This is a genomic window from Microvirga sp. P4_G7, assembly GCF_056401005.1.
Map to the genome: position 1 here is coordinate 1 of NZ_JBFUKD010000896.1, position 1,240 is coordinate 1,240.

Annotated in this window: 2 protein-coding genes; one reads left to right on the plus strand and one right to left on the minus strand. The window is 62.0% G+C overall.

Features of this window, described 5'->3' with window-relative positions; all coding sequences use genetic code 11:
* Positions 1-701, plus strand: a 701-nt coding sequence (locus AC1DT3_RS21715; RefSeq protein WP_477467254.1) for an AMP-binding enzyme, incomplete at its 5' end; no start/stop codon positions are given.
* 154 nt (positions 702-855) lie between these two features.
* Here the strand turns inward: AC1DT3_RS21715 and AC1DT3_RS21720 are convergent.
* A complete protein-coding gene (locus tag AC1DT3_RS21720; RefSeq protein ID WP_477467255.1) occupies positions 856-1,104 on the minus strand; it encodes a hypothetical protein in 249 nt (82 codons plus the stop codon).
* Positions 1,105-1,240: the final 136 nt, after the last annotated feature.

A 1,240-nucleotide genomic window follows, 5' to 3' on the forward strand; every position in this document is an offset into this window, starting at 1 on the left:
TCATACTCTCGATCGCCGGCGGCATGGCCACGCAGGCGGCCGTCGCCCAGAAATGGCAAGAGATCACGGGCAAGCCGATCGTCGAGGGATACGGGCTTTCCGAAACGTCGCCGGTGGTCTGCGTCAACCGGCTGGACATCAAGGCGTTCACCGGAACGATCGGCTACCCGGTATCCTCGACTGACGTCTCGATCCGGGCGACCGATACGGGCGCGACTTTGCCCCTCGGCGAACGCGGCGAATTGTGCGTCAAGGGTCCTCAGGTCATGGCCGGATACTGGCAGCGGCCCGATGATACCGCGAAGGTCATGACGGCGGACGGCTATTTCCGCACCGGGGACATCGCGATCCTTCAAGCAGACGGGCAAGTGAAGATCGTCGATCGGATCAAGGACATGGTGATCGTGTCCGGCTTCAACGTCTATCCGAACGAGGTCGAGGACGTGATTGCAACGCATCCAGGCGTTCTGGAAGCCGCCGTCATCGGCGTTCCCGATGAGCATTCCGGCGAGGTCGTTGCTGCTTACGTGGTCCGCAAGGATCCGACGCTGACCGTGGAGAGGTTGCGCGAGTTCTGTCGCGAGAACCTGACGGCCTACAAGGTGCCGCGGCGCATCGAATTCCGAGATACGCTGCCCAAAACGAATGTGGGCAAGGTTCTCAGGCGTGCGCTCAAGGATGAGGTTGCTAAGGCGGGATAGCCTGGACCACACAGCCTCATCCTGAGGAGCGACGTAGTCGCGCCTCGAAGGACGAGGCGTTTCCAGCGGTCTCTGGACGATCCTTCGAGACGCCGCTTCGCGGCTCCTCAGGATGAGGGGGCGGAATAGCGGGGCGTTTCGCCGGCAACCCGCCTCAGGACACCGGACAGTGCTCCTCGGTGATGACCCAGGACATCACGTTGAGGGCCATGTCGCAGGCGGCCATGCGGTTGCCGATCGGCGTCTGGAGGCAGACCATTTGGCCTTCTTCGAACATGCGGCCCTGAGCGCGGCAATAGCAGTTCGCCGGATCGTGGGACTGAGCGACGTGGGTGACGCTCTGCTCCAAGGCCGAAGCCGAACCGATCGATAGCAAGGCGACGACGAGTGAGGCACGCAGCATGGCTCGCTCCTCTGAGTGGTCGAGGATGATTATGCCACCGATGCGCTATTGGGCGAAGGTTTAATGGTAGCCGACTGCGGATCAGGCTAAACGCAGATGCCGGCTGGACAAAAAGGCTCGGCCAAAGGCGTAAGGT